Here is a 22,455-nt window from a genome sequence, read left to right on the forward strand (position 1 = left end):
CCACCAACCGGCCGATCACCCGATCACACTCACCCAGCAACTCGGCAAACACCGGCGAGGAATCCAGCAACTCCACCGCCATCCCCGCCCACTGCGAACCCTGACCCGGAAACACAAACACCGGACCAGGACCCACCTCCCCCACACCACCACGAACAACGCCATCCCAATCACCGTCCACCACCACCGCACGGCGATCGAACACCGACCGAGACGACACCAACGACCAGCCCACATCAACCGCAGCCACACCAGAGTCAGCCGCAAACGACCGCAACCGCTCCACCTGACCCGACAACGCAGCCTCGGAGCGTGCCGACACGATCCACGGGGCGACCTCGCCCAGGGCGGGCCGGCCGGCGGCGGGCCGTGCCGGGGTCTCGGTGGCGTCGTCGGTTGCCTCGGCGTCCTCGTCCGGGGCCTGTTCGAGGATGACGTGGGCGTTGGTGCCGGAGATGCCGAAGGAGGAGACGCCGGCGCGGCGCGGCCGGCCGGCCTCGGGCCAGGCGGCCTCTTCCGTCAGGAGTTCGACGGCGCCGGCCTCCCAGTCGACGTGCGAGGAGGGCGCGTCGACGTGGAGGGTCCTGGGCAGCAGGCCGTGCCGCAGCGCGAGGACCATCTTGATGACGCCGGCCACGCCGGCGGCGGCCTGGGTGTGCCCCAGGTTCGACTTGACGGAGCCGAGCAGCAGCGGCACGTCGCGGTTCTGGCCGTAGGTGGCGAGGAGGGCCTGGGCCTCGATCGGGTCCCCGAGGGAGGTGCCCGTGCCGTGCGCCTCGACGGCGTCCACCTCGGCGGGCGAGAGACCGGCGCTGGCGAGGGCCTGGCGGATCACCCGCTGCTGCGAGGGACCGTTCGGCGCCGTCAGCCCGTTCGACGCACCGTCCTGGTTCACCGCAGAGCCGCGGACCACGGCGAGGACCTGGTGGCCCTTGCGGCGGGCGTCGGACAGGCGCTCCACCACCAGCACGCCCACGCCCTCGGAGAAGCCGGCCCCGTCGGCGGCGTCGGAGAAGGCCTTGCAGCGGCCGTCGGCGGCCAGGCCGCGCTGGGTGGAGAGTTCGACGAAGGTGCTCGGGGTGGCCATGACGGTGACGCCGCCGGCCAGCGCGAGGTCGCATTCGCCCTGGCGGAGCGCCTGGGCGGCCAGGTGCAGGGTGACGAGCGAGGAGGAGCAGGCGGTGTCGACGGTGATGGCCGGGCCCTCGAAGCCGCCGAAGTAGGCGACGCGTCCGGAGGCCACGCTCAGCGAGGCGCCGGTGGCCTGGAAGCCTTCCGAGGTCTCTCCGTCGAGGAGGGTGCTGTAGTCGCTGTACATGACGCCGGTGAAGACGCCGGTCTGGCTGCCGCGCAGCGACACCGGGTCGATCCCGGCCCGCTCCAGCGCCTCCCAGGAGGTCTCAAGCAGCAGCCGCTGCTGCGAGTCGGTGGCGGTCGCCTCGCGGGGGCTCATGCCGAAGAAGCCGGGGTCGAACTCGCCCGCGTCGTACAGGAATCCACCGGTCCTGGCATACGAGGTGCCCGGGTGGTCGGGGTCCGGGTGGAACAGCGTCTCCAGGTCCCAGCCACGATCCGTGGGGAACTCGGAGATCGCATCTCCACCCTCCACCAGCAGCCGCCACAGATCCTCGGGCGAAGCCACCCCACCCGGGAACCGGCAGGCCATGCCGACGATCACCACCGGATCGTCCGAAACCGGCGGCAACGCCCGCACCGGCACCAGTTCAGCCGGCGCGGCCCCGAACAACTCCTCCCGCAGATACCCCGCCAGCACCCCAGGCGTCGGATAGTCGAACACCAACGTCGCAGGCAACCGCAAACCCGTCACCGAACCCAGCCGGTTGCGCAGCTGGACGGCGGTGAGGGAGTCGAAGCCCATGTTCTGGAAGGCGAGGTGGGGGTCGACGGCCTCGGCGCCCGCGTGGCCGAGGACGGCGGCCACCTCGGTGCGCACCAGGCCGAGCAGGGCGTCCAGGCGACCGGCCTCGTCGAGCCCGGACAGCCGCGACAGCAGCGTGTCCGCGGTGTCCGAACCGGCCGCGGCCCGCCGCGTCCTGCCCCGGATCAGCCCCCGCAGCAACGGCCTGACCTCGCCCTGCCCCCGCAGCACCGCCAGGTCGAGCCGGATCGGCACGACCAGCGCATCACCGGTCCCCAGGGCGGCGTCGAAGAGGGCGGTCCCCTGCTCGACGGTGAGCGCGGGCATGCCGGTGCGGTTGAGGCGTGCGACGTCGGACTCGTCGAGCATGCCGGCGCCGGCCCAGGCGCCCCAGGCGAGGGACACGCCGGGCAGGCCCTCGGCACGCCGCCTGGCCGCCAGCGCGTCCAGGAAGGCGTTGGCCGCGGCGTAGTTGGCCTGCCCCGGCGCGCCGAACACCCCGGCCGCGGAGGAGAACACCACGAACGCGGACAGCTTCCGCTCGCGGGTGAGTTCGTGCAGGTGCCAGGCCGCGTCCACCTTCGGCCCGAACACCGTGGCCAGCCGCTCGGGCGTCAGCGCCTCCACGACGCCGTCGTCCAGCACGCCCGCCGTGTGCACCACGGCGGAGACCTCGTGCTCGGCCAGCAGCGTCATCAGGGCTTCCCGGTCGGCGACGTCGCAGGCCACCACCTGGGCCTCGGCGCCCGACTCCGCCAGCTCCGCCACCAGTTCGGCAGCGCCCTCGGCGGCGGGGCCGCGGCGGCTCACCAGCAGCAGGCGCCGCACCCCGTGCCCGGCCACCAGGTGCCGGGCCACCACGCCGCCCAGGCCGCCGGTGCCGCCGGTGACCAGCACCAAGCCTTCGGGGTCCCAGGGGGCGATCTCCTGGGGTTCGGGGGCGCGGCGGGCCAGCCGTGGGGCGAGGACGGTGCCGCCGCGCACGGCGAGCTGTGGCTCCTCAAGGGCCAGGGCCCGGCCGAGGGCCGCGGCCTCGGCCGGTGCGGCCTCGCCCTCCTGGCCGGCGTCGGGCCGGTGGTCGAGGTCGAGCAGCCCGAAGCGTCCCGGGTGCTCGGACTGGGCGGAGCGCACCAGGCCCCAGACGGCGGCGGTGGCCACGTCGGGCACCTCGCCGGGCCGCGTGGCGACGGCGCCGCGGGTGAGGAAGACGAGGCGCGATCCGGCGAACCGTTCCGCGGCCAGCCACTCCTGGGCCAGGGCGAGGACCCGTCCGGTGGTGGCGTGCGCCGCGCCGGCGGCCTCGGGCCTGGCCTCGGCGGTGACCGGCACCAGGACGAGGCCGGGGACCTCGCCCTCGGCGAGGTCCGCCAGGCCGGCGTGGACGGGGAAGTCCCAGGCCGGGTCGGCCTCGGGGCCGATGACGGCCACCGCGGGGGCGGCGTCGCCGCCGGAGGGTGCGGGGGCGTCGATCCAGTCGAGGCCGAACAGCGCGTCGCGGTCGAGGGCGGCCGTGCCCAGTTGCTCGGCGGAGACGGGGCGGGTCAGCAGGGAGCGGACGGAGGCGACGGGGCCGCCGCTGGGGTCGGCGAGGGCGACCGCCATGGCGCCGCCGGCGCCGAGGGTCAGCCGGACCCGCAGCGCGGAGGCGCCGGTGGCGTGCAGGCTGACGCCCTCCCAGGAGAACGGCAGGGCGCCGCCGTCGGCGAGGGCCGCGTCGGCGAGGCCGACCGCGTGCAGGGCGCCGTCGAGGAGCGCGGGGTGCAGGCCGTAGCCCTCGGTGCTCAGGTCCTCGGCGAGCCGCACCTCGGCGTAGAGGTGGGGGCCCTGCCGCCAGGCGGCGCGCACGCCGCGGAAGGCGGGGCCGTAGGCGAAGCCGATGTCGGCGAACCGCTCGTAGAGGTCCTCGACGCCGAGGGCCGTGGCGCCGGGCGGGGGCCAGGCGGTGGCGTCGAAGTCGGAGCTTTCCTCGCCGGCGGCGAGGGTGCCGGCGGCGTGTTCCGTCCACGGCAGGCCGGTGGCGTCCTCCGGCCTGGCGTGGACGCTGAAGGCGCGCCTGCCCGCGGCGTCGGGCAGGCCGACGCGCAGCTGGAGCTGGACGGCGCCGCGTTCCGGCAGCAGGAGCGGCGCGGACAGGGTGAGTTCCTCGACCCGGTCGCAGCCGGCCTCGTCCCCGGCGCGGAGGGCGAGTTCGACGAAGGCGGCGCCGGGCAGCAGGACGCGGCCGCGGACGGCGTGCTCGGCGAGCCAGGGCTGGGTGTGCAGGGAGAGCCTGCTGGTGAACAGCAGCCCTTCCCCTTCGGCGAGTTCGACGGAGGCGCCGAGCAGCGGGTGCGCGACGGCGCCCAGGCCCGCGGCCCTGACGTCGCCGCCGGCCGTGGAGGGCGCCGGCCAGTACCGCTGGTGCTGGAAGGCGTACGTGGGCAGGTCGAGGCGGGCGCCGCCGGTCGGGTCTCCGGCGAAGAACGCCTGCCAGTCGACGGAGACGCCGCGCACCCATGCCTCGGCGGCGGCGGTGGCGAACTGGAGCGGGCCGCCCATGTCGCGGCGCAGGGTGCCGAGGACGATGCCCTCGGCCCCGGCGGCCTCCAGGGTCTGCTCGACGCCGACCATCTGGACGGGGTGCGGGCTCGGCTCGATGAAGACGCGGTGCCCGTCGTCGATGAGGGCCTGCACGGAGCGCTGGAACTGGACGGTCTGCCGCAGGTTGGTGACCCAATAGTCGGCGTCGAGGGTGGCCGTGTCGATGAGGCCGCCGGCGACGGTGGAGTAGAAAGCGAGGTCGCCGGAGCGGGGCCGGACCGGGCGCAGCTCTTCGAGGACGCGGTCGCGGATCGCGTCGACGTGCCGGGTGTGGGAGGCGTAGTCCACGTTGATCAGCCGGGCCCTGATGCCCTCGGCCTCGCACTCGTCGCGGAGGGCGACCAGGGGCTCCACGTCGCCGGCGACGACGGTGGTGCGGGGGCCGTTGACGGCGGCGACGGAGACCCGCCCGTCGAAGCGGGCCAGGCGGGGGGCGACGTCCTCGGCGGACAGTGCCACGGACATCATGCCGCCGAGTCCGGCGAGGACTTCGAGGACGGCGCGGCTGCGGAGGGCGACGATGCGGGCCGCGTCCTCCAGGCTGAGGGCGCCGGCCACCGCGGCGGCGGCTATCTCGCCCTGGGAGTGGCCGATGACGGCGTCGGGTTCGACGCCGACGGAGCGCCACAGCGCGGCGAGCGACACCATCACGGCCCACAGGGCGGGCTGGACGACGTCGACCCGGTCCAGCGAGGCGGCGCCCTCGGCGCCGCGCAGGACGTCGAGCAGGGACCAGTCGACGAAGGGTTCGAGGGCGGCGGCGCACTCGGCGGCCCTGGCGGCGAACACCTCGGAGGTCTCCAGGAGTTCGCGGCCCATGCCGAGCCACTGGGAGCCCTGCCCGGGGAAGACGAAGGCGACCTTGCCGGGGGTGCGGGCGGTGCCGGAGACCAGGCCGGGGGCCGGGGCTTGCCTGGCGGCGGCGGCGACGCCTGCGCTCAGCTCGGCGAGGTCGCCGCCGAGGACGACGGCGCGGTGCTCGAAGGCGGTGCGGGAGGCGGCCAGCGACCAGGCGACGGCGGCGGGCGCGGGCTCGGCGGCGGCGAGGAAGGCGCCGAGCCGGCCGGCCTGGTCGGCCAGGGCGGCCTCGGTCCTGGCGGACAGCAGCCAGGGCACGACGTGGCCGAGCGCGGGCGCGGGCACGGGGGCGGCGGCGCGGGCGTCCTCGGGCGTGGCCTGTTCGAGGATGAGGTGGGCGTTGGTGCCGGAGACGCCGAAGGAGGAGACGGCGGCGCGGCGCGGGCGGCCCGCCTCGGGCCATTCGGTCTGCTCGGTCAGCAGCTCGACCGCGCCTGCCTCCCAGTCGACGTGCGAGGAGGGCGCGTCGATGTGGAGCGACTTGGGCAGCAGGCCGTGCCGGAGGGCGAGGACCATCTTGATGACGCCCGCGACGCCGGCGGCGGCCTGGGTGTGGCCGAGGTTCGACTTGATGGAGCCGAGCAGCAGCGGGCGGTCGGCGGGGCGGTCCTGGCCGTAGGTGGCCAGCAGGGCCTGGGCCTCAATGGGGTCGCCGAGGGTGGTGCCGGTGCCGTGCGCCTCGACGGCGTCCACGTCCGCGGTGGACAGGCCGGCGCCGGCCAGGGCCTGCCGGATGACGCGCTGCTGCGAGGGGCCGTTGGGGGCGGTGAGCCCGTTCGACGCACCGTCCTGGTTGACGGCGGAGCCGCGGACCACGGCCAGGACCTGGTGCCCGTTGCGGCGGGCGTCGGAGAGGCGTTCGAGGACGACGAGGCCCACGCCCTCGGACCAGCCGGTGCCGTCGGCGGCGTCGGAGAACGGCTTGGAGCGGCCGTCGGGGGCGAGGCCGCGCTGCCGGGAGAAGGCGACGAAGGTGTTCGGCGTCGACATGACGGTGACGCCGCCGGCCAGCGCCAGGTCGCACTCGCCGGAGCGCAGCGCCTGCATCGCCCAGTGCATCGCGACCAGCGAGGAGGAGCAGGCGGTGTCCACGGACACGGCCGGGCCCTCGAAGCCGAAGGTGTAGGCGACGCGTCCGGAGGCCACGCTCGGCGAGGTGCTGGTCGCCTGGAAGGTCTCCAGGTCGTCGCCGCCGAGCAGCGCCGCGTAGTCGCTGTACATGACGCCGGTGAAGACGCCGGTCTGGCTGCCGCGCAGGGACTGCGGGTCGATGCCGGCCCGCTCCAGGGCCTCCCAGGAGGTCTCAAGCAGCAGCCGCTGCTGCGAGTCGGTGGCGGTCGCCTCGCGGGGGCTCATGCCGAAGAAGCCGGGGTCGAACTCGCCCGCGTCGTACAGGAATCCACCGGTCCTGGCATACGAGGTGCCCGGGTGGTCGGGGTCCGGGTGGAACAGCGTCTCCAGGTCCCAGCCACGATCCGTGGGGAACTCGGAGATCGCATCCCCGCCCTCCACCAGCAGCCGCCACAGATCCTCGGGCGAAGCCACCCCACCCGGGAACCGGCAGGCCATGCCGACGATCACCACCGGATCGTCCGAAACCGGCGGCAACGCCCGCACCGGCACCAGTTCAGCCGGCGCGGCCCCGAACAACTCCTCCCGCAGATACCCCGCCAGCACCCCAGGCGTCGGATAGTCGAACACCAACGTCGCAGGCAACCGCAGACCCGTCACCGAACCCAGCCGGTTGCGGAGTTCGACGGCGGTGAGGGAGTCGAAGCCGAGGTCCTTGAACTGGCGGTCGGCCGCGATGCCGGCGGCGTCCGCGTGGCCGAGGACGGCGGCGACCTCGGTGCGCACCAGGCCGAGCAGGGCGTCCAGGCGACCGGCCTCGTCGAGCCCGGACAGCCGCGACAGCAGCGTGTCCGCGGTGTCCGAACCGGCCGCGGCCCGCCGCGTCCTGCCCCGGATCAGCCCCCGCAGCAACGGCCTGACCTCGCCCTGCCCCCGCAGCACCGCCAGGTCGAGCCGGATCGGCACCACGAGGGGTTCCTGGGCGGCGAGCGAGGCGTCAAAGAGGGCGGTGCCCTGCTCGACGGTCAGCGCGGGCATGCCGGCGCGCGCGAGCTGCGCGAGGTCCGTGCCGGCGAGCATGCCGGCCTCGGCCCAGCCGCCCCAGGCCATCGACACGCCGGGCAGGCCCTCGGCACGCCGCCTGGCCGCCAGCGCGTCCAGGAAGGCGTTGGCCGCCGCGTAGTTGCCCTGTCCCGGCGCGCCGAACACCCCGGCCGCCGAGGAGAACACCACGAACGCCGACAGGTCGCGTTCCCGGGTGAGTTCGTGCAGGTGCCAGGCCGCATCCACCTTCGGCCCGAACACCCTCGCCAGCCGCTCGGGCGTCAGCGCTTCCACCACACCGTCGTCGAGGACGCCCGCCGTGTGCACGACGGCGGAGACCTCGTGCTCGGCCAGCAGGCCCGCCAGGGCCTCCCGGTCGGCCACGTCACAGGCCACCACCCGCGCCTCGGCGCCCGACTCCGCCAGCTCGGCAACGAGTTCCGCAGCCCCCTCGGCCTCAGGGCCGCGGCGGCTCACCAGCAGCAGGCGCCGCACCCCGTGCCCGGCCACCAGGTGCCGGGCCACCACGCCGCCCAGGCCGCCGGTGCCGCCGGTGACCAGCACCAAGCCTTCGGGGTCCCAGGCGAACCCGCCCTCGGGCCGCGCCGCCCGCGTCAGGCGCGCGGCGAGCAACCGTCCCTCGCGCAGGACAAGTTGGGGCTCGTCCTCGGGCAGGCTCCGCAGCCGCTCCGCGCCCGGGGCGGCGTCGTCCCCCGCGTCGAGGTCGAGCAGCCCGAAGCGTCCCGGGTGCTCGGACTGGGCGGAGCGCACCAGGCCCCAGGCGGTGGCGGCGACCACGTCGGGCACCTCACCTGCGGCGGCAGAAACGGCGCCACGCGTCACGAACACCAGCCGCGAACCGGCGAAACGCTCCTCCGCCAGCCACTCCTGGATCAGGCCGAGCACCCGGGCGGCCAGGGAGTGCGCGGCCCCGGCCGCCTCACCCTCCGGCAGGTCGAGCAGCGGCAGGAACACCGTGCCCGGCACATCCTCCTGCGGCAGCGCCGCGAGTTCGGCGCAGCCCGCCGCCTCGCCGAGCCCCAGGGCCCCGGCGTCGCCGACCACGGCCACCGGCCCGTCCGGGGCCACGGCGGCCGAGGCGGCCAGGGGGCTCCACGCCACCGCGAACAGCGCCTCGCGCGTGACGGCCTCGGCGGCGGAGCCGAGTTGCTCGGCCGTCACCGGCCTGGTCGCCAGGGACTCGACGGTGGCCACCGGCCGGCCGGTGGGGTCGGCAAGCGCGAGGGCGACCGTTCCGTTCGCCTCCCTGGTCAGCCGCACCCGCAGGCTCGCCGCGCCGGAGGCGTGCAGCGTCACGCCCTCCCAGGAGAACGGCAGCCCCTTGGTCTCGGCCCCGGTGTCGCCGGGCACCAGCGCGTGCAGGGCGGCGTCAAGCAGCGCGGGGTGCAGGCCGAACGCCCCGGCCTCCTCCGCTACCGGCTCGGGCAGCGCCACCTCGGCGTACCGGGTGTCGCCCTCGCGCCACACGGCCACGAGGCCGCGGAACGCCGGGCCGTAGGCAAAACCGGCCTCGGCGAACTCCGCGTAGCACCCCTCCACCTCGACGGCCTCGGCACCCGGCGGGGGCCAGGCGGCGGCGTCGAAGGCGGCGGGGGAACCGGCCGCCTCCTCCCCGGCCAGCACGCCGGCGGCGTGCTGCGTCCAGGGGGCGTCCGTGGCGCCCTCGGGCCTGCCGTGGACGGCGAGGGTGCGCCGGCCGGCCGCGTCCGGCAGGCCGACCCGCACCTGCAGGTGCACGGCGCCGCCCTCGGGCAGCACCAGCGGCGCGGCGAGGGTCAGCTCCTCCACGCGGCCACAGCCGACCTCGTCCCCGGCCCGGACGGCGAGTTCGAGGAACGCGGTGCCCGGGAGGAGGACCTGGCCCATGACGGCGTGGTCGGCCAGCCAGGGGTGCGTGGACAGGGACAGGCGGCTGGTGAACAACAGGCCCTGTTCCCCGGCCAGTTCGACCGAGGCCCCCAGCAGCGGGTGGGCGGCCGCCACCAGCCCGAGCCCGGCCGCGTCGCCGCGCCCGGCGCCCGCGGGGGCCCAGTAGGGCCGGTGGTGGAAGGCGTAGGTGGGCAGGTCGATCCGCTGGGCGCCGGTGCCCTCGAAGAGCGCGGGCCAGGCCACGTCCACGCCGGCGACGTGCAGCCGGGCCAGCGCGGTGACGGCCGCCTCCTCCTCGCCACGGTCCCGGCGCAGCACCGGCACCACCACGGCCCCCTCGGGCACCGACTCGGCCGCCATCCCCGACAGCACCCCGTCGGGGCCGACTTCGAGGAACGCGGAGACGCCCTGCTCCACCAGGCGCCCCACGGCGTCGGCGAAGCGGACGGCCTCGCGCACGTGCCGCACCCAGAACTCGGGCGAGGTCACCTCGCCCGCAGCAATCACCGGAATGCGCGGCTCGGCGAACGACAGGCCCTCGACCACGTGCCGGAACTCGTCCAGCATCGGGTCCATCAGCGGCGAGTGGAACGCGTGGGAGACCTTCAGGCGGCTGGTCTTGCGGCCCTGGGCCTCGAAGACCGCGGCGATTCCTCTGACGGCTTCTTCCTCGCCGGAGACCACCACGGAGGCGGGCCCGTTGACGGCGGCGATCGACACACCGTCCGTCAGCAGCGGCAGCACCTCGTCCTCGGACGCCTGCACGGCGACCATCGCGCCGCCCTCGGGCAGGGCCTGCATCAACCGCGCCCGCGCCGACACCAACGCGCAGGCATCCTCAAGGGAGAACACCCCGGCCACATGCGCCGCCGCAATCTCACCGATCGAGTGACCGGCGACGAACTCCGCCCGCACCCCGAAGGACTCGACAAGTCGATACAGCGCCACCTCGACGGCGAACAACGCGGGCTGCGCCACCCCGGTACGGTTCAGCGCCTCCGCATCCCCACCCCACATCACCTCACGCACCGCCGGGTCCAGCAGCCCCAGCACCTCATCCAACGCAGCGGCGAACACCGGGAAACGCCCGTACAGTTCACGCCCCATGCCCAGACGCTGCGCACCCTGACCCGTGAACAGCACCGCAAGCGAACGCGCCACCGCGCTCCCCCGCGCCACCTCACGCACACCCTCCGCACCCGCCAGCAACACCGACCGGTACTCGAACACCGACCGCGACGTCACCAGCGAGAAACCCACATCCCGCACGGCACGGTCTTCGGCGAAGGAGACGATGCGCCCGACCTGACCCTCCAGGGCCTCGGCCGACTTCGCCGACACCGGCAGCGGCACCACGGCGGGCTCCAGCCGCGGTGCCTCAACCGCCGGTTCGGCGGCGGGTTCGGCGGCGGGCCGGGGCTGTTCCGGCTGTTCGAGGATGAGGTGGGCGTTGGTGCCGCTGATGCCGAACGCGGAGACGCCCGCCCGCCGCAGCCGGTCCACCTCGGGCCAGGCGGCCTGCTCGGTCAGCAGCTCGACCGCGCCCGCCTCCCAGTCGACGTGGGTGGAGGGCGCGTCGACGTGGAGGGTCCTGGGCAGCAGGCCGTGCCGCAGCGCCATGACCATCTTGATGACGCCCGCGACGCCCGCGGCGGCCTGGGTGTGTCCCAGGTTGGACTTGATGGAGCCCAGCAGCAGCGGCCGTTCCCGGTCCTGCCCGTAGGTCGCGAGCAGCGCCTGGGCCTCGATGGGGTCGCCCAGGGTGGTGCCGGTGCCGTGCGCCTCGACCACGTCCACATCCGCGGTGGACAGGCCGGCGCTGGCGAGGGCCTGGCGGATCACCCGCTGCTGCGAGGGACCGTTCGGCGCCGTCAGCCCGTTCGACGCACCGTCCTGGTTGACGGCCGAGCCGCGGACCACGGCCAGCACCTGGTGGCCGTTGCGGCGGGCGTCGGAGAGGCGTTCGAGGACGACGAGGCCCACGCCCTCGGACCAGCCGACGCCGTCGGCCGTGTCGGAGAAGGACTTGCAGCGCCCGTCCTCGGACAGGCCGCGCTGGCGGGAGAACTCGACGATCGGGGCCGGGGTGGACATCACCGTGACGCCGCCGGCCAGCGCCAGGTCGCACTCGCCCGCGCGCAGGGCCTGCGCGGCCAGGTGCATCGCCACCAGCGAGGAGGAGCAGGCCGTGTCCACGGTCACCGCGGGGCCCTCGAAGCCGAAGGTGTAGGACAGGCGGCCGGTGGCCACGCTGGGCGAGGAGCCGGTGCCCTGGTAGCCCTCGGAGGCGCTGTCGCTCAGCTGCGAGCCGTAGTCGTTGTACATGACGCCGGCGAAGACGCCGGTCTGGCTGCCGCGCAGCGACACCGGGTCGATCCCGGCGCCCTCGATGGCCTCCCAGGTGGTTTCGAGCAGCAGCCGCTGCTGGGAGTCGGTGGCGGTCGCCTCGCGCGGGCTCATCCCGAAGAACTCCGGGTCGAACTCCCCCGCGTCGTGCAGGAATCCGCCGTGCCGGGTGTAGGAGGTGCCGGGGTGGTCCGGGTCGGGGTGGTAGAGGTTGGCCAGGTCCCAGCCGCGGTTCGTGGGGAATGCGGAGATGGCGTCCCGGCCGTCGACGACGAGGCGCCACAGGTCCTCGGGCGAGGAGACGCCGCCGGGGTAGCGGCAGGCCATGCCGACGATGACGATCGGGTCGTCGGAGACGGGCGGCAGGGCGCGCACGGGCACCAGGGCGGCCGATTCGGCGTCGAAGAGCTCGCCGAGCAGGTGGCCGGTGAGGGCCGCGGGCGTGGGGTAGTCGTAGACCATCGTGGCGGGCAGCCGCAGGCCGGTGGCCGCGCCGAGCCGGTTGCGGAGTTCCACCGCGGTCAGCGAGTCGAAGCCGAGGTCCTTGAAGGGGCGTTCGCCCTCGACGCTGGCGCCGTCGGCGTGGCCGAGGACGGCGGCCACCTCGGTGCGCACGAGGTCGAGCAGGGCGTCGTGCCGCCCCTCCGCGTCGAGTGCGGCGAGCCGGCCCAGGAGGGTGACGGCGGTGTCCGTGCCGGCGGCGAGGCGCCGGGTCCTGCCGCGGATCAGGCCGCGGAGCAGGGCGGGGACGGTGGTGGCCTGGGCGCGGAGGGCAGGCAGGTCGAGGCGGACGGGCAGCAGGAGGGCCTCGGTGCCGGTGAGGGCGGCGTCGAAGAGGGCGGTGCCCTGTTCGGCGCTCAGCGGGGCGACGCCGGAGCGGGCGATGCGCCGCAGGTCCTGTTCCGACATGGCGCCGGTGAGGCCGGCCGCCGGGTCCCAGGCGCCCCAGGCGAGGGAGACGGCGGGCAGCCCGCGTTCGCGCCGGTAGGCCGCGAGCGCGTCGAGGAACGCGTTCGCCGCCGCATAGTTGCCCTGCCCGGGCGAACCCAGCACCCCCGCCGCCGAGGAGAACAGCACGAACGCGGACAGGTCGCGTTCCCGGGTGAGTTCGTGCAGGTGCCAGGCGGCGTCCACCTTCGGCGCGAACACCCTCCCCACACGCTCGTCCGTCAGCGCCTCCACGACGCCGTCGTCCAGCACTCCGGCCGTGTGCACGACGGCGGAGACCTCGTGCTCGGCCAGGAGACCCGCCAGGGCCTCCCGGTCGGACACGTCACAGGCCACCACCCGCGCCTCGGCACCCGACTCGGCCAGCTCCGCCACCAGTTCGGCGGCGCCCTCGGCCTCGGGACCACGCCGGCTCACCAGCAGCAGCCGCCGCACCCCGTGCGTCTGGGCCAGGTGGCGGGCGACCACGCCACCCAGGCCACCCGTACCGCCGGTGACGAGGACCAGCCCCTCGGGGTCCCACTCGAACGCGCCGCCGGGCAGGGCCGCCCGGGTCATCCGGGGGACCAGCACGGCGCCGGCGCGCAGCGCGACCTCGGGTTCTTCGGCGTCGAGGACGGCGAGGGCGGGGGCGAGTGAGGTGGTGGCGGGGTCTGCGTCGATCAGGCCGAAACGCCCCGGGTGCTCGGACTGGGCCGAACGCACCAGACCCCACACCGCCGAAGCCGCCAGATCCACCACCCCACCACCGCCGGCAGGCACCGCACCCCGCGTCACCACCACCAAACGCGAGGCGCCAAACCGCTCCTCCGCCAGCCACTCCCGCACCAACCCCAGCACCCGCCCCGTCACGGCACGAGCCGCCTGGGGGCCCTCGTCCAGGCCGCCGACCGGCACCAGCACCGTCTCCGGGACCTCGCCGTCGGCGGCGAGTGCCGTCAGGTCGGGGTGGTGGGGGGCGCCGCTCAGGTCGTCGATGCCGCCGGGGGTCGCGTCGGTGCCCACGACGGCGAGGGAGCGGGTGCCGGGGGCGGTGGTCGGCGCGCCGGCGGGGACCCAGTCCAGGGCGAACAGGGTGTCGCGTGCGGTGGCGCTGCCGAGTTGTTCGCCGGTCACCGGCCGGGTGGCCAGGGCTTCCACGGCCGCCACGGGGGCGCCGGCCGGGTCGGCGAGGGTCAGGGACACCCCTCCGCCGGCGGCCGGGGTCAGCCGGACGCGCAGGGCTGTGGCGCCGGTGGCGTGCAGGGACACGCCCTGCCACGAGAACGGCAGGCGCGGCTCCCCGCTGTCGGCCGCGGTGTGCACCCAGGCGTGGAGGGCGGCGTCGAGCAGGGCGGGGTGCAGGCCGAAGCCGGTGGTGTCGACTCGTTCGCCGAGGGTGACCTCCGCGCACACCTCCTCGCCGAGCCGCCAGGCGGCGGTGAGGCCCTGGAAGGCGGGCCCGTAGGCGAAGCCGGCCTCGGCGAAGCGGGCGTAGCTGTCGGCCACGTCGATCGGCTCGGCGCCGACGGGCGGCCAGGCGGAGGCGTCGGCGGCGGGGGTGTGGCCGTCGTGGGTCAGGAGGCCGGTGGCGTGCTCGGTCCAGGGGAGTCCGGCCGTGCCCTCGGGCCGCGAGTAGATCGCGATCGGCCGGGAGCCGGAGGCGTCGGCGGCGCCGACGGCGACCTGGACCTGCACGGCGCCCTGTTCCGGCAGGACGAGGGGGGCGGCCAGGGTGAGTTCCTCGACCCGGTCGAGGCCGACCTCGTCGCCGGCGCGGACGGCGAGTTCGACGAACGCGGTGCCCGGGAGGAGGACCCGGCCGAGGACGGCGTGGTCGGCCAGCCAGGGGTGGGTGCCGAGGGACAGGCGGCTGGTGAACAGCAGGCCGTCCTCGCCGGCGAGTTCGACGGCGGCGCCGAGCAGGGGGTGGCCGGGGGCGGCCTGCCCGAGTCCGGTGGCGTCGGCGGCGCGGAGGGTTGCGGAGGGCCAGTAGCGCCGGCGCTGGAAGGCGTAGGTGGGCAGGTCGATCCGCTGGGCGCCGGTGCCCTCGAAGAGCGCGGGCCAGGCCACGTCCACGCCGGCGACGTGCAGCCGGGCGAGGGCGGTGACGGCCGCCTCCTCCTCGCCGCGGTCCCGGCGCAGCACCGGCACCACCACGGCACCATCGGGCACCGACTCGGCCGCCATCCCCGACAGCACCCCATCCGGGCCGACTTCGAGGAACGCGGAGACGCCCTCGTCCACCAGGCGCCCCACGGCGTCGGCGAAGCGGACGGCCTCGCGCACGTGCCGCACCCAGAACTCGGGCGAGGTCACCTCACCCGCGGCCACCACCGGGATACGCGGCTCGGCAAACGACAGGCCCTCGACGATGGTGCGGAACTCGTCGAGCATCGGCTCCATCAGCGGCGAGTGGAACGCGTGGGAGACCTTCAGGCGGCTGGTCTTGCGGCCCTGGGCCTCGAAGACCGCGGCGATTCCTCTGACGGCTTCTTCCTCGCCGGAGACCACCACGGAGGCGGGCCCGTTGACGGCGGCGATCGACACACCGTCCGTCAGCAGCGGCAGCACCTCGTCCTCGGACGCCTGGACGGCGACCATCGCGCCGCCCTCGGGCAGGGCCTGCATCAGCCGCGCCCGCGCCGACACCAACGCGCAGGCATCCTCAAGGGAGAACACCCCCGCCACGTGCGCCGCCGCAATCTCACCGATGGAGTGACCGGCGACGAACTCCGCCCGCACGCCCCACGACTCGACAAGTCGATACAGCGCCACCTCGATCGCGAACAGCGCGGGCTGCGCCACCCCGGTGCGGTTCAGCGCCTCCGCGTCCCCGCCCCACATCACCTCACGAACGGCCGGGTCCAGCAGCCCCAGCGCCTCGTCCAGGGCGGCGGCGAACACCGGGAAACGTGCGTGCAGTTCGCGGCCCATGCCGAGGCGCTGCGCGCCCTGGCCGGTGAACAGCAGCGCCAGGGAGCGTTCGGTGGCGGTGCCGCGTACGGTCTCGGCGATGCCGTCGGCCGTGGCGAGCAGCACGGCGCGGTGGTCGAACACGGTTCTTGAGGTGACCAGCGAGAGGCCCACGTCGAGCGGGGAGTGTTCCGCCGCGAAGGAGGCAATGCGCTCGGCCTGGCCGTCCAGGGCGCCGGGCGTGCGGGCCGAGACGGGCAGGGGCACGAGAGCGGGGGCCGTGGTGGCGGTGGCGGGTTCCGCGGCGGCGGTCTCCTGCGGCCACTGTTCGAGGATGACGTGGGCGTTGGTGCCGCTCACGCCGAAGGAGGAGACGCCGGCCCGGCGCGGCCGGTCCACCTCGGGCCATTCGGTCTGCTCGGTCAGCAGCTCGACGGCGCCCGCCTCCCAGTCGACGTGGGTGGAGGGCGCGTCCACGTGGAGGGTCCTGGGCAGCACGCCGTGCCGCATCGCCATGACCATCTTGATGACGCCGGCGGCGCCCGCCGCGGCCTGGGTGTGGCCGATGTTCGACTTGATGGAGCCCAGCAGCAGCGGGCGTTCCCGATCCTGGCCGTAGGTGGCGAGGAGGGCCTGCGCCTCGATGGGGTCGCCCAGCGTGGTGCCGGTGCCGTGGGCCTCGACGGCGTCCACGTCGGAGGTGGACAGTCCGGCGCCGGCCAGGGCCTGGCGGATGACGCGCTGCTGGGAGGGGCCGTTGGGGGCGGTGAGGCCGTTGGAGGCGCCGTCCTGGTTGACGGCGGAGCCGCGCAGGACGGCGAGGACCTGGTGGCCGTTGCGGCGGGCGTCGGAGAGCCGTTCCAGCACCAGCAGGCCGATGCCCTCGGAGAGGCCGGTGCCGTCCGCGGCGTCGGCGAACGCCTTGCAGCGGCCGTCCTCGGACAGGCCGCGCTGCCGGGAGAACACGACGTAGATCTCGGGCGTGGACATCACGGAGACGCCGCCGGCCAGCGCCAGGTCGCACTCGCCCGCGCGCAGGGCCTGCGCGGCCAGGTGCATCGCCACCAGCGAGGAGGAGCAGGCCGTGTCCACCGTCACGGCGGGGCCCTCCAGGCCGAAGGTGTAGGACAGGCGCCCGGAGGCGACGCTGAGCGTGGCGCCGGTGCCCTGGTAGCCCTCCGAGGTCTCGTCGGTGAGCAGCGAGCCGTAGTCGTTGTACATGACGCCGGTGAAGACGCCGGTGGCGCTGCCACGGAGGGTGGCGGGGTCGATCCCGGCCCGTTCCAGGGCCTCCCAGGAGGTTTCGAGCAGCAGCCGGTGCTGGGAGTCGGTGGCGAGGGCCTCCCGGGGGCTCATGCCGAAGAAGTCGGCGTCGAACTCGGCCGCGTCGTAGAGGAATCCGCCGGTCCTGGCGTAGGAGGTGCCGGAGTGGTCGGGGTCGGGGTGGTAGAGGGCGTCGAGGTCCCAGCCGCGGTCGGTGGGGAAGCCGGAGATGGCGTCGGTCCCCTCCAGGACGAGGCGCCACAGGTCCTCGGGCGAGGAGACGCCGCCGGGGAAGCGGCAGGCCATGCTGACGATGGCGATGGGGTCGTCGGTGACCTGGGGCAGGGCCCGCGGGGGCGGGGCGGCGGTGCCGGTGTCCGTGCCGGAGAGGGTGGCGGAGAGGTGGTCGGCGAGGACGGTGGGGGTCGGGTAGTCGAAGACGAGGGTGGCGGGCAGCCGCAGGGCGGTCGCGTGGGTGAGGCGGTTGCGCAGTTCGACGGCGGTCAGCGAGTCGAAGCCCAGGTGCTGGAAGGAGGAGTGCGCGTCGACGGCCTCCGCGCCCGGGTAGCCGAGGACGGCGGCGACCTGCTCGCGGACCAGGTGGAGGAGGGCGGCGGTGCGCTCGTCGGGGCCGAGCCTGGCGAGGCGGCCGGCGAGGGAGTCGGCGCTCTCCTCCCCGGCGACGGCCCGGGTGGTGCGGGTCCTGACCAGGCCGCGCAGCAGGGCGGGGAGCGGTTCCGTGGCGGCGCGCAGGGTGCGCAGGTCCAGGCGCATGGGCAGGACGAGGGGTTCGTCCGTGGCCAGGGCGGGGTCGAGCAGGGCCATGCCCTGCTCGGCGGTGAGCGGCGGCATGCCGGAGCGGGCCAGGCGGTCGAGGTCGGCGGCGGGGACGCCGCCGGTGAGCCCGACGGCCCCGTCCCAGGCGCCCCAGGCCAGCGAGACGGCGGGCAGGCCGAGGTGGCGGCGGTGGGCGGCGAGGGCGTCGAGGAAGGCGTTGGCCGCGGCGTAGTTGGCCTGGCCCGCGGCGCCGAAGACGCCCGCGCCGCCCGAGTAGAGCACGAACGCGGTCAGTTCGCGGTCGGCGGTGAGCTCGTGCAGGTGCCAGGCGGCGTCCACCTTGGGGCGCAGCACGGCGTCGAGGCGGTCGCGGGTGAGGGTGGCGACGAGGCCGTCGTCGAGGACTCCGGCGGCGTGGACGACGGCGGTGACCTCGTGCATGGCGAGGAGGCCGGCGAGTGCCTCGCGGTCGGCGGCGTCGCAGGCGGCGATGTGGACGCGGGCGCCCTGGGCGGTGAGGTCGGCGAGCAGGGCGTCGGCGCCCTCGGCCTCGGGGCCGCGGCGGCTGAGGAGCAGCAGGTCGCGGACGCCGTGGGTGGCGACCAGGTGCCGGGCGAGGAGGCCGCCGAGGCCGCCGGTGCCGCCGGTGACCAGGACGGTGCCCGGGGTCTCCCACCGGGGGGTTTCCGGCCCGGGGGTGGCGCGGGTCAGCCGTGCGGCGAGCAGGGTGCCGTCGCGGAGGGCGAGTTGGGGCTCGTCGAGGGCGAGGGCGGTGGGGAGGGCGGCCAGGGAGGCGGGGGTGTCGTCGAGGTCGAGGAGCTGGAAGCGGCCGGGGTGTTCCGACTGGGCCGCGCGCAGCAGGCCGCGGGCGGCGGCCGCGGCCGGGTCGGGGTCGTCGCCTTCGGCGGCGGGGACGGCGCCGTGGGTGACGCACACCAGGCGGGTGCCGGCGAAGCGCTCCTCGGCCAGCCATTCCCGGACGAGGGCGGTGACCCGCCAGGTGAGGGCATGGGCGGCGGCGGCCGGGTCGGCGCCGGGTTCCGCGGTCAGCGGCACCAGCACCGCGGCGGGCGGCTCCGGCAGGGAGCCGAGGGAGGCGAGGTCGGGGTGTGCGGGGGCGGCGAGGCCGAGGCTGGTGGGGCCGAGTACCGCGAAGGGGGTGGCCTCGGGGGCGGGGGGCACGGGGACCCAGGAGAGGCGGAACAGCGAGTCCTGTGCCGGGCTTGCGCCGGTGAGCCGGGCAGCGGCGGCGGGGCGCAGGGTGAGGGAGGCGACGGTGGCGACGGGCGCGCCGGTGGGGTCGGCGACGGCGAGGGACAGCGCGTCCTCGCCCGCAGGGCTGAGGCGCACCCGGACGGCGGAGGCGCCGGTGGCGTGCAGGCAGACCCCTTCGAAGGAGAAGGGGAAGCCGCCGTTGCCGGCCACGCCGAAGTCGGGGGCCAGGCTCGCGGCGTGCAGGCCGGCGTCCAGGAGGGCGGGGTGGATGCCGAAGCCGGTGGCGGGCTCGGCCAGGCGGGCCTCGGCGAAGAGGTCATCGCCGAGGCGCCAGGCGGCGGTGAGGCCCTGGAAGGCGGGGCCGTAGGCGAAGCCGGCCTCGGCGAAGCGGGCGTAGCAGTCCTCGGTGGCGAGCGGTTCGGCCCCGGGCGGGGGCCAGGCGGTGGCGTCGAAGTCGGCGCGCTGCTCGCCTGCGGCGAGGGTGCCGGTGGCGTGCTCGGTCCAGGGCAGGTCGGCGGCGCCCTCGGGTCTGGCGTGGAAGGAGAGGGCGCGTCTGCCCTCGCCGTCGGGCTCGCCGAGGCGCAGCTGGAGCTGGACGGCGCCGTCGGCGGGCAGGACGAGGGGGGCGGAGAGGGTGAGTTCCTCGATGCGGTCCAGGCCCACCTCGTCGCCCGCGCGGAGGGCGAGTTCGACGAAGGCGGTGCCCGGCAGGAGGGCGGTGCCGAAGACGGCGTGGTCGGCGAGCCAGGGGTGGGAGCGCAGGGAGAGCCTGCTGGTGAACAACAGCCCTTGGCCGTCGGCGAGTTCCACGCAGGCGCCGAGGAGGGGGTGTTCCACCGTGCCGAGTCCCGCGGCCCTGACGTCGCCGGCCGCCCCGGCCCGCACCGTGGGCCAGAACCGCTGGTGCTGGAAGGCGTAGGTCGGCAGTTCGGTGGCCGCCTCGATGCCGCCGCCCGAGGCGAAGAACGCGCGCCAGTCGACGGGCACGCCGTTCACCCAGGCCTCGGCGGCGGCGGTCATGAACTGGGTGGGGCCGCCCTGGTCGCGCCGCAGCGTTCCCAGCACGATGCCCTCGGCGCCGGCGGCCTCCAGGGTCTGCTCCACGCCGACGATCTGCACCGGGTGCGGGCTCGGCTCGACGAACACCCGGTGCCCGTCCTCGATCAGGGCCTGCACGGCGCCCTGGAACTGCACCGTCTGCCGCAGGTTGGTGACCCAGTAGTCGGCGTCCATCCGGGCGGTGTCGATGAGGCCGCCGGTCACCGTCGAGTAGAACGCGATCTCGCTGGAGCGCGGCGCGACCGGCCGCAGCTCGGCCAGGACCCGGTCCCGGATGGCCTCGACGTGCGCGGTGTGGGAGGCGTAGTCCACGTTGATCAGGCGGGCCCTGACGCCCTGGGCCTCGCATTCGGCCTGGAACTCCTTCAGGGCGGCGACCTCGCCGGCCACGACGCACGTGCGGGGCCCGTTGACCGCGGCCACCGCGATCCGGTCGCCGAACCTGGCCAGCCGCGGGGTGGCGTCCGCCGCGGACAGCGCCACCGACATCATGCCGCCGTGCCCGGCGAGGTCTTCGAGTACCGCGCGGGAGCGCAGCGCCACCACGCGGGCCGCGTCCTGAAGGCTGAGCGCGCCGGCCACCGCGGCGGCGGCGATCTCGCCCTGCGAGTGCCCCACGACGGCGTCGGGCACCACGCCGGCCGAACGCCACAGCTCCGCCAGGGAGACCATCACCGCCCACAGGGCGGGCTGCACCACGTCGACCCGGTCCAGCGAGGCGGCGCCCTCGGCGCCGCGCAGCACGTCCTCGAGGGACCAGTCGACGAAGGGTTCGAGTGCGGCGGCGCACTCGGCGACCCGGGCGGCGAACACCTCGGAGGTCTCCAGGAGTTCGCGGCCCATGCCGATCCACTGCGAGCCCTGCCCCGGGAAGACGAGGGCGATCTTCCCGGCGGGGCGGGCCACGCCGGTCACGACGCCGCCGGTCACCGTGTCCGCCGCGACGGCCGCCACGCCGGCGGCGAGGGTGTCCCGGTCGGGGCCGAGGACCACGGCGCGGTGCTCGAAGGCGGTGCGGGAGGTGGCCAGCGCCCAGCCCACCTCGGCGGCGGGGGGCGTGGCGTCCTGCGTGGCGAAGTCGTGCAGCCGCGCGGCCTGACCGGCGAGCGCCGCGGCGGACTTGGCGGACAGCAGCCAGGGCACGACGCCGCCCAGGGCGGGGGCCGCGGGCGCCGGCCGCTCCGCGTCCGCCTCCGGCTCCTCGGGGGCGGCCTCCTCGGGGGCCTGTTCGAGGATGACGTGGGCGTTGGTGCCGCTGATGCCGAAGGAGGACACGCCGGCCCGGCGGGGCCGGTCGGTCTGCGGCCACGGGAGGTGCTCGGAGAGCAGCGCGACGGAGCCGGCGGTCCAGTCGACGTGCGAGGAGGGCTCGGCGACGTGCAGGGTGCGGGGCACGGTCTCGTTCCGCAGCGCGAGCACCATCTTGATGACGCCGGCGACGCCCGCGGCGGCCTGGGTGTGGCCGATGTTCGACTTGATGGAGCCCAGGTGCAGCGGCCGGTCGGCGGGGCGGCCCTGGCCGTAGGTCTCGACGAGGGCCTGGACCTCGATCGGGTCGCCGAGGGAGGTGGCGGTGCCGTGGCCCTCGACGACGTCCACGTCGGCGGTGGTCAGGCCCGCGTTGGCGAGTGCGGCGCGGATGACGCGGCGCTGGGAGGGGCCGTTGGGGGCGGTGAGGCCGTTGCTTGCGCCGTCCTGGTTGACGGCGGAGCCGCGGACCACGGCGAGGACGCGATGCCCGTTGCGGCGGGCGTCGGAGAGGCGTTCGACGACGAGCATGCCGACGCCCTCGGACCAGCTGGTGCCGTTGGCGCCCTCGGAGAACGCCCGGCAGTGGCCGTCGCGGGAGAGGACGCCCTGGGTGCCGAATTCGAGGAAGGCCGCGGGGGTGGTCATGACGGTGACGCCGCCGACGAGGGCGAGGTCGCACTCGCCGCCGCGCAGGGACTGCGCGGCCAGGTGCAGGGCCACCAGGGAGGAGGAGCAGGCGGTGTCCACGGACACGGCCGGGCCCTCGAAGCCGAAGGTGTAGGAGAGGCGGCCGGAGATGACGCTGGCGATGACGCCGGTGCTGGCCCGGCCCTCGGTGCTGTCGTCGCCGGCGAGGAGGGTGGCGTAGTCCTGGCCGTTGGTGCCGGCGAAGACGCCGGTGCGGCTGCCGCGCAGGGTGTGGGGGTCGAGGCCGGCGCGTTCCATCGCCTCCCAGGAGGTTTCCAGCAGCAGCCGCTGCTGGGGGTCCATGGCGAGGGCCTCGCGGGGCGAGATGCCGAAGAAGCCGGCGTCGAAGTCGGCGAGGTCGCCGAGGAAGCCGCCCTTGGTGACGGGGCTGGCGTCGGGTCCCTCGCCCAGCAGGGTGTCGAGGTCCCAGCCGCGGTCGGTGGGGAAGTCCTCGACGGCTTCGCGGCCGTCGAGGAGGAGTTGCCACAGCTGCTCGGGGCTGCGGACCTCGCCGGGGTAGCGGCAGGCCATGCCGACGATGGCGATCGGCTCGTGCTGCCTGGCCTCCAGCGCGCGGACCTGTTCGCGGGCATGGCGAAGGTCGACGGTGACGCGCCTCAGGTACTCGACGACCTTGTCCTGCTGCTCATCCTGCACTGTGGCCATCCTTATGTCCTGCGGGTGTGCCGAAG

1 protein-coding gene is annotated in these 22,455 nt (G+C 75.5%); it reads right to left on the reverse strand.

Translation table 11 applies throughout. The features are described from left to right. Window positions 1–22,429, reverse strand: a 22,429-nt coding sequence (locus tag D7294_RS15630) for a type I polyketide synthase (protein ID WP_120680399.1), incomplete at its 3' end; no start/stop codon positions are given. Between the last annotated feature and the right edge of the window lie 26 nt (window positions 22,430–22,455).

Source organism: Streptomyces hoynatensis (genome assembly GCF_003626535.1).
Classification (GTDB): Bacteria; Actinomycetota; Actinomycetes; order Streptomycetales; family Streptomycetaceae; genus Streptomyces; species Streptomyces hoynatensis.